Origin of the sequence: Paenibacillus sp. FSL H7-0714 (assembly GCF_038003765.1) — a bacterium.
GTDB lineage: Bacteria > Bacillota > Bacilli > Paenibacillales > Paenibacillaceae > Paenibacillus_AQ.
This window is the reverse complement of sequence record NZ_JBBOPT010000001.1, coordinates 5,977,834-5,992,668: the sequence shown is the minus strand read 5'-3', so window position 1 is coordinate 5,992,668 and position 14,835 is coordinate 5,977,834. Positions and strand designations below refer to the sequence as shown.

Genomic DNA, 14,835 nt, shown 5'->3' with positions numbered 1-14,835 from the left:
TGGCCAAGGAGGGAAACAATGAATATTACGCTGGCATTCGATCAATATCTGGCGATACACCGCTACAAATATTTAGCGTTATATCATGCACTTCGCGCTGGAATATTGGAGGGGACTCTCCCGGGTGGCACTCAGCTGCCGTCTACACGAAGTCTGGCTATGCACTATGACTTGTCACGCGGATCGGTCTCGCAGGTGTATGAAATGTTGCTCGCTGATGGTTATGTAAGGACGGTGACTGGACGGGGGACATTCGTATCAAAAGATAGCTTTGTTTCAGCTTCTGGAGATAATAAGCGTGAAAATGTGACTTTGGGTGAGGTGGCAGATGTTGCTGGGGGAGGCCCTGCATCTGAGAGAACGATCCCACTTTCGGCATGGGGAGAACGACTGCTCACGCGCCCGACACCCTTGTACGTGCAGCATAGCAAGAATGTCGTAAGCTTCCTTAGCGGCGGTATGCGGATGGAGCACTTTCCTTACGCCGAATGGCGCAGTGCGCTAACGTATGCTGGAGGGAAAGAAGGCGGTATGCTGCAAAGCACTTGTCCTCCCGAAGGAGATGAAGGGCTTCGCAAAGCTATCGCTGCGCATCTGCGGATTACCCGTGGGATTCGTGCGGATGTAGAGCATATCGTATTGTTTAGCGGTTCGATGCAAGGCATCGTTATTTTGACCCAGCTGCTGCTGGATGCAGGGGGCGAAGCGGTTGTCGAGGATCCGGGTTTCCATGGGATTCGCCGAGCGGTAGAGATCAATGGGGGGCGATTGCTGGTAGGAAAGCTGGATGATAGCGGTCTAATTCCGGAGGATTGGGATGCGCGTCTGTTGTTTGTTACACCAAGTCGCCAATTTCCTACAGGTGTGGTGCTGCCTTTGGAACGGAGGCGTATCTTGCTGGAATGGGCGCAGCGACATGAAGCGGTAATCATTGAGGATGATTATGACAGTGAGTTTCGGTGGTCGGGACGTCCAATCGAGCCATTAAAAGCGCTAGATCGCGGAGAACGGGTCGTGTATATTGGCTCCTTCTCAAACACGATGTTCTCTGGCCTTCGGCTTGGCTTTGCAGTGCTTCCACCCTCTCTGGTAAAACCGACGATCGCCGCCAAGGCGCTATATGAGCCTTTACCAGTCGGACTGCTGGAACAGCGGGCTTTGGCACGGTTTATGAATACCGGCGGCTATGGCCGTCATCTGCGTCGGATGACCCGCATTTATGGTGAACGCGGTCGCATCCTTAGGGCAATGCTGTCAGAACAGCTTAATGAGCTGTTTGAGCTGCTGCCTGGCGATGCGGGGCTGCAAGTATATGCGCGGTGGCTACGCAGTAGAGAAGAGTTCGTGGCATTCCGGGCGGCAGCGCACAGGCGCGGCACGGATTTCAGAGATGTGGCGTTATATCAAGTTTCGCCGGGGGAGCCAGCCGCATGTTTTGCTTTTGCCCATCTGAATGCTGTGGAGCTGGAGGAAGGAATAAAGCGCCTGCTTTTGGCGTGGGAAGATGTACAAACTGCAACATGACAAGGTATGATGGTGGGGATGGGAAGCAAAACGAAGTGAATGCTAACGATGCAAGTTTTGCGGAGTAACTCAAGTAGATTATGCTAACAAAACAATGTGAATGCTTACGAAGTGAGTTTTGCGGAGTAACTCAAGCAGATTATGCTAACAAAACAATGTGAATGCTTACGAAGCGAGTTTTGCGGAGTAACTCAAGTAGATTATGCTAACAAAACTTTTAGGAGGGAACGTTATGCTGCACGCATCGCCATCCTCTTTTGTTATATTACCTGCCTTGGCGAAGATTGTGTGCGAACCAAGCTGGAAATGGCAAAAAAGAGAGAAGTCGCTGCAAAATTATGATTTATTCTATGTATGGAGCGGGGAAGGGACGGTTATTCGTAACGGGGAACCCTTCCAAGTGGGCAAGGGGAGCTGCTTCTTGTTCCGTCCGGGTGACCATACTAGCGCTACTCATAATCCGCAAAGACCACTTGTCCTTACATATATTCATTTTGATGTCACCGGAGAGGTGACGGATGTTCCGCTGCCCTATCGCGTACTTGCAGAAACCGTTGAATTTGAGCATCTGCTTGCTCGTTACGTCCGGCTGTTCCTAGTGGATACGTACGCGGCTGAGGAAGAAGGGCAGCTTGTTCTAAAGCAACTAATGATTCATCTGCTTAGGGAGGACCGAGTGAAGCCTGTAGAACGTTATGCTAGCAACCATTTAACAGAGATTATTCACGAAATAGCGAACTATGTGAGCCAACATCCCGGGATTTCGCATCGCGTAGAGGATCTTGCTGCACGTGCAGGGCTGTCGCCGCGGTATTTCTCAATTAAGTTTAAGGAGCTTACTGGCTCTTCCGTTCAATCTTATGTCATTCGAGCTCGGATTGAGCGTGCTCAGCATTTGCTGCTCTACGCTGGGATGAATGTTACTGAGGTAGCGGATGCACTTGGATACCGTGACATTTTCTTTTTCAGCCGCCAGTTCAAGCAGTATACCGGAAAAAGTCCATCTGAGATCCGCTGATTTGCATTCGTTGTTTCAGTTATTTCATCCAAGGGTAAATACTTTGCAGTTTAGTTTACAGAGAATTTACATAACTTCTTGGAAGGGGAGACGCATGGGATGATGATCAGACGCCGAATCTGCAACACCGATTGTAAAAGTGGAGGCGCAGGACTTTTTAGAAACCGTTTGAGAAGATTAAAACAATCGAGTGCTTTTGCCATAGATAGCTGGTTCTAAACTGAGCAGGTATACAATCGCTGGATATGACCAAAGACTTTAAATAACCGGGGCCAACAGGCTTCCGGTTTTTTTGAAATATAAGACATAAACGCTTACCGTCCTTTTAAGGATGCCGCTAGGCATTTATGCATGGCAAACTGAAGGATTTACCGTTCCTCTCGTTGTATTTGATACAATAGAATAAATCTCCTGTGAGGGTAATTTTGCATTCTGTTGCATATCTTACATTCAATTGCCCAAAAAACGCCCATACTAGAGATTATCACGATGATCTATTGCATGATGTAACAGAGTTCGAGAGCATATAGGTGGGAGGAGAGATAAAATGTACGAAATCGTACTGATACGTCATGGTGAAAGCCAGTACAATGTGCAGAATTTGTTTACGGGTTGGAGTGATCCGGATTTAACCGAAAAGGGTATTCAAGAGGCTAAGGCTGCTGGCAAGCTTTTGAAGGATGAAGGGTATACATTTGATCTAGCTTTTGCATCGGTACTCAAACGATCGATCAAAACACTCAACTATGTTCTCGATGAAATGGATCTGCTATGGATTCCTGTGCAAAAGTCCTGGAAGCTGAATGAACGGCATTATGGTGCACTTCAGGGACTTAGTAAAAGTGAAACGGCGATAAAATACGGTGAAGAACAATTGCATCTCTGGCGACGGAGTTTATCGGTTCGGCCTCCACTGCTTGAGCTTAATGATCCTCGGTATGCCAGAAACGATATTCGTTATAGCAGTATTCGTCCGGAGGATATTCCGCGAGGCGAGAGTCTGGAAGATACTGTTCATCGTGTGGGTGATTTCTGGAGAAACCGCATCGTTCCCCTTGTACGTAAAAAGGAACGGGTGCTCATTTCAGCCCATGGCAATACACTGCGAGCGTTGATCAAATTTATGGAAGATATTGATGAGGCAGCACTGCTGGAGCTCAATATTCCTACAGGAGTACCACTCGTGTACAAACTGGATGAGGACATTAATCCAATCAGTCGCTTTTATTTAGGAGATCCGGAACAGGTTGCGGCCAAGGCGCGTGATGTTGCTAAGCAAGGACATGTGTAATAGGCGTAACAGATGTAAAGAGCATATAATGACTTGAAAAGATTAAGGGACAGCCATGGGGCTGTCCTTTTATTTTTAGTGTGTAGTAGGTGTCCAAAAGGTAAATGCAGTAGATGTTAACATATTATCCATTGCCAATGATAGAATAATACTATATAGTTACATTGATAATGATTATCAATATCATCATATAATATGTCGATTGGAGTGAATTATTTTGTTTAAATCTCCAAAAACTTATCTATTGCTTGTGTTTACTTTGGTTATAACGTTACTGCTAGCAGCTTGCGGACAAGCAGTTGAGCATAACAACTCCTCAGTAGATGGGACAGAGAGTGCCGTATCTTCATCAAACACCAATGACTCATCCAGCGAAGTGGACATGGTTACATATCAAGCAAGTAACGGAGATATTCAAGTACCCAGACATCCGAAACGGATTGTCGATTTAACCTCCTTCGACACTGGATACTTCTTGGCGTTAGGTATCAAACCGGTTGGTGTTATGAATGGTGTCTTAAACAGTCCCTACTTTGAAGGAATGCTGGAAGGCGTTCAAGGCCTTGGGGATGAACCATCTCTTGAACACATTTTAGAGCTGAACCCTGATCTTATTGTTGTATTCTCCGGAATGGAAGGACTCGACAAGCTGGCCGAAATAGCGCCAGTAGTAGCCATTCAATACGGTGCAAAAACTATCAGAGATCAAATGCTTGATTTCGGTACATTAACGGGGAAAGAAGCCGAAGCTAAAGCTTGGGTGGAACAATGGAACAAAAAAATCAAAGAATTGAAGCCTAAGGTGTTAGCAGCTGTAGGTGGCAAAACCGTTTCTATCCTAAATCCGTTTTCCGGTGGACTATTCGTATTCGGTCACAGCTACGGGCGCGGTGGAGAAATTATTTATAATGAATTTGGCCTGAAAGCACCTCCTGAAGCGCAGAAAGAAGCTATAGACAGCGGCACTGGTTGGGCAACAATCTCCCTTGAGAAGCTGCCTCAATTTGCTGGAGATATTGTATTCACATGCCCATGGGCTGGCGATACGAGCGATCCGAAAATCGTCTATGACAACCCCTTGTGGAAGCATCTTCCTGCCGTAAAAGCAGGCAACGTATTCCAACTGGACCCAACCGCTGATACATATAGTGATCCCGTTACGCTTGAAGCGCAGTTAAATTACATTACTGAGAGTCTTTTATCTGCAAAATAATTCTACTTCAACGAAAGTTCACGAACTTGCATTTGGTTTTTATAGCAGGGAGAATCGGCATTAAGCGATGCTGATTCTCCCTGCTATTTTTAATGTAGCTGTTTTATAATGGGCCCATCTTAACTTCGGTTTATAAGTTTAGCTATCGGCCGAGTGAGCCTTTTTAGTTATTTTGAAAAACTTGAATTCTGTGATACATGAGTATATTCAATAAATCTATGAGGATTTTCTATGTTAGGATGATATTTCTGATGATAGTATTCAATGTAAGTTTAAAAAGTAAAGGAGGAATTAATGAACATTTTCGCACGTTTTAATTTGTAAGTATGAGTTAGGAGAATTATGCAAAAAATCTAAACCGGTTTAGATTTAATCAGTAACACACTTGATGCTTGAATAAGCCTTACTCCACAGCGGCTAGCGCTCTTAGAGAATAACTCCTTCCTGAAAGTAAAATCATCCTATTGGTTTATGAAGCGAACGTTTATGCATTAGAAATTTTTAATTGAAATCTCGCTCTTTACGATGACCCATTATCCTAAGCTGTACCTTAATCGAAAGGAATGGTGATAAGTATGAGGAAAAATTGTAATCGCTTACTTAAAATATTATTCTGCTGCATTCTGATAACCTCAATCATAACGCCTAGTACCAGTTCTCCCGTTTTGGCTAAGGTTCTCCCGGGATTAGCGGATGTGTCCAGAGAAGTGGCCGCTGAAGGTATTGTGTTGCTGCAAAATCCGGAGTATAAACCAGCAGGATCACAAGTAAATGAGAATGAACAAGTGCTCCCTATCAAGATGAGTGAAAATGTATCGGTATTTGGCCGCATACAAGCGCATTATTACAAGTCAGGCACAGGATCTGGCGGTGCGGTAAGAGTAGATTATGTGAATGGGATTCTGGAAGGTCTTCGGAACAATCCCAGTCTCAAGTTAAATGAAGATCTGGCGAAGGTTTATGCCGACTGGATCAAAAAGAATCCTTTCAACAATGGCGGTGGTGGCTGGGCAGCAGAGCCGTGGTCACAGGCAGAAATGCCTTTAACCGATGAAATTGTGGATGCAGCAAAAGCAAAAACGGATACAGCTGTGGTCATCATCGGCAGAACAGCCGGTGAAGATAAGGATAATACGGACGTCAAGGGTGCCTATAAGCTGACAGACCTTGAAGTAGACATGCTCAACCGGGTCTATGCCAAATTCGACCGAGTGGCCATCGTATTGAACGTAGCCAACGTTATCGATATGTCATGGGCTAAAAACTATCCCAAAGCTGCTATTTTGTACACATGGCAAGGGGGGATGGAAGGCGGTAGCGCAGTAGCCGACGTACTGACCGGAGATGTTACGCCAAGCGGAAAATTGAGCGATACGATTGCAGCTACACTCGCTGACTATCCTTCTACTGCACATTTTGGCAGCAAAACTGAAAATTCTTATAGTGAGGATATTTATGTAGGCTACCGCTATTTTGAAACCTTTGCTCCGGATAAGGTGCTCTATCCATTTGGGTACGGACTGTCCTATACCAAATTCAAGATCACGACTGATAATGTCAACGCTGGTGAGAATGAGGTTGCAGTGACTGTAACTGTTCAGAATACAGGTAAGGTGGAAGGCAAAGAAGTTGTACAGATTTATTACGGTGCACCACAAGGTAAACTTGGCAAGCCTGCCAAGGAGCTTGCTGCTTTTGCTAAGACCCGGCTGTTACAGCCTGGGGAATCACAGTCGATCACCATCACGTATGACACCAAAGATATGGCCTCATATGATGACAGTGGAATTACAGGTCATGATTCATCTTATGTCCTAGAAGCTGGTGACTATAATATTTACGTAGGCAACAGTGTAAGTGACAGCGAAAAGCATGGAGTATACAGCCTTAATGCTTTGAAGGTTGTAGAAACCTTGCAGGAAGCGCTCGCGCCAACTAAGGAATTTGATCGTATCAAACCAGGACAACCGAATGAAAATGGTACTTTTACCACTGTCACTGAAAAGGTACCGACACGGACTACCGACTTGGATGAAAGAATCAAGCAAAATCTCCCTGCGTCCATTCCACAAACTGGGGACAAGGGTTATACCTTATTGGATGTATACAATCAGAAAGTGACTATGGATCAGTTCATTGCACAATTGTCCAACAACGATCTGGGGGCCATTATTTTAGGGGAAGGGATGTCCAGCCCCAAAGTTACTGCCGGAACCGCTGCGGCTTTTGGTGGTGTCACTAAAAATCTGCTGAAATTCGGACTCCCTATCGACAGTGCTGCCGACGGTCCTTCAGGAATCCGGATGGAGACCAATGCAGAGAAGGCAACCAGTATCCCGAACGGGACGATGCTTGCCTGTACGTGGAACACCGAGCTGAATGAAAGATTGTTCGATCTTCTCGGTAAAGAAATGCTGATTAACAATATCGATACGCTGCTTGGACCGGGAATCAATATCCACAGAAGTCCCCTGAACGGAAGAAACTTTGAGTATTTTTCAGAGGATCCGTTACTGACAGGTATCATGGCTGCTGCGCAGACAAGAGGTCTTCAGAAGAACGGTACATCGCCTACTATTAAGCATTTCGCAGCGAACAATCAGGAAACGGATAGACATCTTGTGAATGCACTTGTCTCTGAAAGAGCGCTTCGCGAGATTTATTTGAAAGGTTATGAAATGGCAGTAAAGAGTGGAAAGGCGCGTTCAGTGATGACGTCCTATGGTCCGGTAAACGGAACTTGGGCCTCCAGTAACTATGACCTGAATACGACCATCCTCCGTGGAGAGTGGGGCTTTGACGGGATTGTCATGACAGACTGGTGGGCGAAGATGAGTGAGGATCAGGGCTTCTATGCCACTACCAATCGTTATGATGAAACCAACGGCAAAGCCATGGTCCGTGCCCAAAATGACCTTTACATGGTAATTCCGAACGATTATGCAGAAACGCATAAGAATCGGAATAACAGTACCTTTAATACGATGACATCGCTTGCTAACGGCAGTCTGACCCTGGGAGAATTGCAGCGTTCTGCCAAGAATATCACGAGCTTTTTGATGAAATCTCCAGCCTTTGCAAGAACGGCAAAGATTGATTATGTGGTCAATTATACGCCGGGAAGAGATTGGTTCCGGGTGAATACGGACAAATCAGGAGATCCACAGCTCTCTGATATTACGGTTGGCGGCAAAAAGATCAAAATATTTAATCCATTGAAACTCGACTATAAAGCCTTTGGTGAAACGACTGAAACTAGCAGCTATCCTGAAGTCAAAGCTACGGCGATAGCTGGTGTAGACGTAAGTATACGACAAGCCGATAAAGATAGACCGGCTGCTGTAATTACTGCTTCGGCCGGAGGAGAGAAACGGATCTACAAGGTTATTTTCTCTTCGGAGGAAGGCTTGGAACCGATTTTTGAGAATCCGACCTATGCTTATTTAAAGAATATCTCTATTGATGGTAAGCCGCTTGAGGGGTTTGCACAGACTAGGTTCAGTTATGATGTAGGTCTCAGTAACGGGGCTACTTTACCTGAAGTTACGTTTGAAACGAATGATGGTGTAAAAGCGACGGCCAACGTAGATCTCATCAATAAAAGAGTGACGATCAAATGTATCAGCTCCGATCAGGCGAATTCCTATGTGATACAGTTTGGTACGACACCACAGAGCGATGAGTTCGATAGTACAAATCTAAGCAACTTCTGGACGATTAATAAAGAGACTGCTACCAATACAGAAAACAACAAAAACTGGTCTTTGAGCACTGCTCTCGGCAATTTGAGAATCATCGCTGAAAGAGGCGACTTCTGGAGTGATCATGCAGATTTGAAGAACTATTTCCAGCAGGAGGCCTTCGGCAACTGGGAAGCAACAGTGAAAATTAATATGAGCAAAGCGCCAAATCAAAATTATAACGGCGTCGGCATCACGGCTTCACAGGATAACAATAACTATATCTGGGTGAAGTATGAATACAGTAGCGGCAAGATCATCGGTATGACCAAAGAAACCGGAGGTACGGAGCCTGTTACCATCGGACAACTGTCTGCCAGTCAGCTCACCAGTATTTTTGGAGAAAAGAAAGAGCTGTATTTACGTTTGAAAAAAATAGGCAACAGCTATTCCGGTTATGTCAGCGCTGACGGCAAGGAATATATTTCACTTGGCAGTACAACTGCGAATTATGCCAATCCGAAGTTTGGATTACTTGCATCTAATGGAAGTCAGAATCTTACAGATCCATTTGTTGTTGATTTTGATTATGTCAGAATCAACAGTGATGTAGCTTTGGCAGTAAAGAAGATTGGGAAAAATACTAAATTGAAGGTAGCTGAGACGGAATTTGCCTCCATTACTCCGATAATCACGCCAGTAAGCAGTAATGACGTAGACGGTGGATTATGCTACACCAACACAAGTAAGGGAGAAGCCATCTCCTATAAGGTAAATGTAGAGAAAGAAGGCATGTACAAAGTCACATCACGAATTCGCTCTAGCCAATCGGATGTCGCCCAAATGTCCTTTGGCATCTATGATGGCGATAAGCTACTGGGTACCTTCGACCTCACCACGACTAAAGGGGTATGGAAAACCTTTAGAATTCCTGATATTCAGCTGTCGGCGGGCGAGCATACCCTTAGAATTGTATTTGAGAGTGCTGGTATTGACCTGAACTGGCTAACCTTCCAGCTGAAGCAGGACAATGTAGACACATCGGTGTTAGATGCGGATATCAAGGCTGCTCAAAATATCGATATGAATGCATACACAGCTTACAAAAAGCTCAAATTCAACGCTGTGCTGGATGAGGTTAAGGCTGTTCTTGCTGAGCCGATTAACGACGAGGTTGTTGCAGAAGCCATAGCTTCCTTGAAAGCGGCTATAACAGATTTGAGCATATCGTCTATGCCAATCAATATTGCTCCGAGAGAAACGCTGAAAGTAGAGAACGGTATTAGAATCTATCCTTATAATGCACCATGGATTTATGCAACGAATACCCAGTTCAGATTCGAAAGTGGTACGGACGCCATGAGTTATGTCAATTCTAATGACCTTGTTTATTTCGGTCAGGTTGACTTAACTAATCTTGTGGAAGTAAGAGTGCAGTATGCCCGTGAAGGCGGATCGTCTCCATCTTTTAAATTCTATACAGAGGCTGACAATACGGGTAAACCAGTTAAAAGAGCTACTACACAAGGAAGAGCATACGCTGATGCTTACAGCGGCGGAGGTTCTTTTGAACTTGGTAATGAATTTGCAAGCATTAGTTTTGCTCAGAAAGCAGGCGCTGCTTGGGGGAATTATGGAATGGCAAGCACTAAACAAACGCCTGGAAATTCTTACATTGATCATTATTTGACAGCGGAAACCTTCCTAGACAGAACCAAAGTGACTGGAAAACAAAATGTGTATATGATTTTTAACGGATTAAATGCAAATTTACAATATGTTGAACTCATTTATGCTGATCCGATTGAAGTCACGTTCGATCAGAATTATCTGGACTCACCGGCTCCTACCAAAGTAACCGCATTTAAAGGTGAAGCATTAAGCACCTTACCTCGGGTACCGGAACGTGAAGGCTACATTTTTGCTGGCTGGTTTGATAATAAAGAAGGGACTGGTAATGCATTAACCGTAGAAACGGTAATGAACATAAGCACGGTGTATTATGCCAAATGGACAGAAGATACCCATGCTAAAGAAATTATATCGATTGTTCAGCCGCAACTGCTGAGTGTGCCGTTCGGAACTGCTGCAGGAGAATTGAATTTACCAGCTACAGTGGAAGCTACATTGGGCAACAAAAGGGTAATTCACTTGCCTGTACAATGGGATAGTAAAGATTTCAACGGTGGAAAAGCGGGGAGTTATACGCTGGCAGGTAGCTTTGAGCTTCCTGAGGGGGTATTGAATAGTACCCATCAAACTGTTTCTATTACAGTGGTTGTATTGCCAGAAGGCACTAAACCTATCCAGATTACTAAAGTTGAGAAGCTGGAGGGCAAAAATGTTGAATTTGGCACCGCTTTTGATAAGTTGGAATTGCCGTCTTCAGCTACAGTAACGCTTGATACCTATGAGCAGAAGGAACTTGTTGTTAAATGGAGCCCTGCTGGTTATAACGGCAATGTGGAAGGATCATACGTGCTGAGCGGTACTATGGTATTAGAAGAAGGAATGATCAACCCTAATGATCTGAAAGCTTCCATCACCATTCAGGTAATGCCCGAAGTGATTCGTGTCGCTGAGATTGTCACAGTGCAGGATTTGGAAAGTAAGAGCGTTCCATTCGGCACTCCATTTAATGGATTGAAGCTACCATCATCGGTCATAGCTACTTTGAACAACGGTGAGACAAAGGCGATATCCATCGATTGGAATAGTGAAGGTTACAATAGCGATAAGCAAGGAGCTTATATCCTGAAAGGAGCGCTAGTACCTCTGGAAGGTGTCAGCAATCCCAAAGACCTGAAGGCATCCATTACGATCGAAGTACTGCCGGAGGTCATTACGATACCGGAAATCACGGCAGTGCAAGCACTAGCAAGTAAAAGTGTTGCTTATGGTACCAGTTTTGACGCACTGGAGCTACCAGCTTCAGTATCAGTAACCCTGAATACCGGGATGAATAAGGTCGTTTCTGTTCAGTGGAACAAGGAAGGCTATAACGGTAATACGGAAGGAACGTACACCATCAAGGGGGATCTTGTCTTCCCTGAGGGTATAGCTAATCCACTTGGCCTGAAGGTACAGATCTCTGTGATCGTTAAACCTTACAGCGGTGGAGCTGGTGGTCAACCAAGTACACCAACACCGACTACCCCAGCGGAACCTTCAGTACCATCGATTCCTGGAGAAGTCGTAAAACCTGGAGAACAGCAGCCTCAGTCTCCGATAACAGATGGAAAAACGAAGACACCGGAGCTAATCAGACAAGAGCTTAAGAATAAGTTTAAAGATGCTACTCTAATTCCTAGCTGGGCAGAATCTGCGATTGCAGCGCTGGTGGAGAGAAATATTATCGGCGGACGCACAGACGGAAGCTTTGATCCAAGTGGGAAGGTAAACCGTGCCGAGTTTGTTGCCATGGTAGTAAAAAGCTTCAACTTCAGCATGGGCGAGAATCAAAAGCAGTTTACTGACGTTCTGAAAGATGCTTGGTATAAAAACTATGTTGAGATTGGGACTTCTAATCAACTGATCAATGGTATCGGTAATGGCATGTTTGCTCCTAATAGCAGCATTAGCCGTCAGGACCTGTGTGTAATTCTATTCAATGCATTGAAGAGACTGAATGTTGAATTGCCGCAAGCGACTAACCATGACTTCCCAGATGATGCTTCTATTGCGGGTTATGCTAAAGAAGCGGTCTATGCCTTCAAAGATCTTGGTATTGTAAATGGAGGCAGCGGTGGAAAAATGGATCCGACAGCTTCGGCCTCAAGAGCTGAAGCAGCTGTGATCATCAACAATGTACTGGATTACTATGCTAGCGTAACAAGCTCTAAAGTGAAATAAACAAAACAAGGGTATCCCGGCGCCGATTTTTAATCGGTTAGGGATACCCTTATTTTGTTATATTATAGCTTTACTAAAGCGGCCGATGTAGCGTCCCTAGCAATTCCCCCATCTTTACCTTCGTGTTGACCTCAAGCTTGGGTCTCGGGGTAAAAGTACCGCTCTCCATAAGTAGTACTACAGTAGAGCCGAACTCGAAATAGGCTAGATCATCGCCGATTTGCCACTCGGTAGCGTTAGCATCCGTATACCCGATGCTGCTGACGTTCATCGCGCCTACCTTTACTACTGCTGTTTCTCCGTAGTCTCCGGCGATATACGTGATAAGACGTTCATTGCGATTCAGTACGCCCTTCATATGTCGCATGCCGAAATCGTTGACAGGATAGGCTCGTCCACGAATATGATCACTCTCAACCTTATGTCCAGTAAGGGGAGAGTGAATCCGGTGATAATCCGTAGGACTTAGATAAAGGACGAAGAAAAAACCTCTCTTGTATAGCTCCAGATGCGGAGAATGATTCAGTAGATCCTCGATCTTATAATCCTGCCCTTTTACATTCATAATCGTACCAGAGGAAATGTCACCCATAGCAGTAATCATTGCATCTACGGGACTAACTAAAGCGTCAGCATCGGTTGCAATAGGCCGCATGCCAGGCTTCAGCCGGCGGCTGAAAAACTCATTAAGAGTGAGATATTCTCCAGGATTCTTCTCCGCTTGGGCGGAGGGGATTTGATAAGTCTTAATAAATACCGGGATTAGAAAACGGCTGAGTCTACTATGAGAAAAAGACCCCATTAACCGTGAAAGCCATCGGTGCGAGGATAGCTCGGTCATTAGCCGCAGCAATTGTTTTACCATGCCCATCTCCCTTCCATAATACAGCAGTACGGTCGTATGTGGCCGCCTTCTGCTCTGCATTATATTGACATAGAATAGGAGACAAATCAATAACTGTTATATATGAGGCTGTTCTTTTCTAGTAAAAAACGTGCGTATCCCATAGGTCTTCGGTAACTCTCCTTCCAAATCTCCGTAAGGCCGGCTTTGTGAAATCCATAGCGTTGGTCGCGGCCATTGCATTCTATGAAGAAGATGCGACCATCCTTTGTAATGCCTATATCCAGTCCGATATCGGCCAGCCCTGGAAGGTCTTGTTCGAGACAACGAGCTATAACAAGGCTAAGTGTTTCGACAGCCATACGGATATGGGCCGCTATTCCTCTAGAGAAGGCTTTTTCCAGCGCAAAGGAAGAGCTTAACGCTTCTCCTCCACGGGCTATATTAGAGACAAACCCCCCAGGGGGTGCTAGTTTAGCAAAGAGACCGGTAACCTGCCAATCGCCTCCCCAGCCACGTTGAACGGTGACGCGTAAATCAAAGGGACGTCCTCCAATCTCAGCAAGGGGAATACGCTCCTGCACGAGATAAGGGACAGAGGCAAGGCGTGCCCGGAGCATTTTTGGCAGCGCCCCCTGATATACAGGAGTGCTTATCCAGCGCCGCATGGAGGGGGAGAGATAATTTAAGCTCCAGCGCTGAGGCCCTTTACGAACCAGTCGCATGACCCCATTCCCAATGCTTCCACGGCAAGGTTTAAGAATAAGATCGGGGTAACGATTCATCATTTGTTTGAGTCCAGATACGCCAGTTGTTGCTGGTAAAACCTCACGCAGCTCTTCATGCTGCTCAAGCAGTTCATGGATCTCATCCTTGCCGTATCGATTGCAAGTATTGTACACCAAAGGATGGTGCCGTAGCAGACGTTGCATTCCTGGGCTATTCTGGCTGTATATGGCCCGGTTATGGATGACAGTTGGCGTAGAAACTACTACGCTTTTATATCCATGAGATCCCTTTATATAGGCGGCGCTGAAGCCTGAGTCTGTATCGATGTCCGCGAGCTTCAGAAAGCAGGGAACTAGGCCGTATGCAGCGGCCGCCTCTTCATAGTTGGATAGAGACTCCTGTCCTGTTTTTAGCCGGGGAACGCCCCGGTGCATATCGGCATTTAGTAGTATTCCAACGAGCTTATGCCCCATGTTTGTTCCTCCTGTTTCTTCGGTCACGTGATTCCCGCTTTTACTACTCTTGTCATTGTATGTTTGTACCCGCATGTCAGGGTGGACGAATGCGCGGCGGCAGAAGCCTTTTTTTAAATATAAGAAAGTATAAATTTCATCAGAATCTTATTAAGGGCTTATCGCAAAAGGGTGTCATCAGCCCATACCGCTGCATATGATGCCTAGGAGA

Annotated in this window: 7 protein-coding genes; 5 read left to right on the top strand and 2 right to left on the bottom strand. The window is 45.4% G+C overall.

Annotated elements, in window-relative coordinates; genetic code table 11:
- The first annotated feature begins 18 nt into the window (after nt 1-18).
- From pdxR to NST34_RS26840, 5 genes are all read left to right on the top strand, one after another.
- A complete protein-coding gene (gene pdxR / locus NST34_RS26860) occupies nt 19-1,524 on the top strand; it encodes a MocR-like pyridoxine biosynthesis transcription factor PdxR (protein ID WP_341129122.1) in 1,506 nt (501 codons plus the stop codon).
- Nucleotides 1,525-1,756: 232 nt separating this feature from the next.
- Nucleotides 1,757-2,542, top strand: coding sequence for a helix-turn-helix domain-containing protein (locus NST34_RS26855; protein WP_042191520.1), 786 nt, complete (start codon nt 1,757-1,759; stop codon nt 2,540-2,542).
- Nucleotides 2,543-3,089: 547 nt separating this feature from the next.
- Nucleotides 3,090-3,833 (top strand): 2,3-diphosphoglycerate-dependent phosphoglycerate mutase, encoded by a 744-nt coding sequence (gpmA, locus tag NST34_RS26850; RefSeq protein WP_042191518.1) that lies wholly within the window; start codon nt 3,090-3,092, stop codon nt 3,831-3,833.
- 217 nt (nt 3,834-4,050) lie between these two features.
- Nucleotides 4,051-5,046 carry an ABC transporter substrate-binding protein gene (locus NST34_RS26845; RefSeq protein ID WP_076285228.1) on the top strand — a complete coding sequence of 332 codons (996 nt, stop codon included), beginning with the start codon at nt 4,051-4,053 and terminating at the stop codon, nt 5,044-5,046.
- 695 nt (nt 5,047-5,741) lie between these two features.
- A complete protein-coding gene (locus NST34_RS26840; protein WP_341129121.1) occupies nt 5,742-12,578 on the top strand; it encodes a glycoside hydrolase family 3 N-terminal domain-containing protein in 6,837 nt (2,278 codons plus the stop codon).
- A gap of 73 nt (nt 12,579-12,651) precedes the next feature.
- Here NST34_RS26840 and asd read toward each other — a convergent pair whose 3' ends face one another.
- Nucleotides 12,652-13,443, bottom strand: coding sequence for an archaetidylserine decarboxylase (gene asd, locus NST34_RS26835; RefSeq protein WP_042191516.1), 792 nt, complete (start codon nt 13,441-13,443; stop codon nt 12,652-12,654).
- Between the two features lie 86 nt (nt 13,444-13,529).
- The gene (locus NST34_RS26830) at nt 13,530-14,624 is read right to left on the bottom strand and encodes a YheC/YheD family endospore coat-associated protein (RefSeq protein ID WP_076285226.1); all 1,095 of its coding nucleotides are present in this window, start codon (nt 14,622-14,624) and stop codon (nt 13,530-13,532) included.
- Nucleotides 14,625-14,835: the final 211 nt, after the last annotated feature.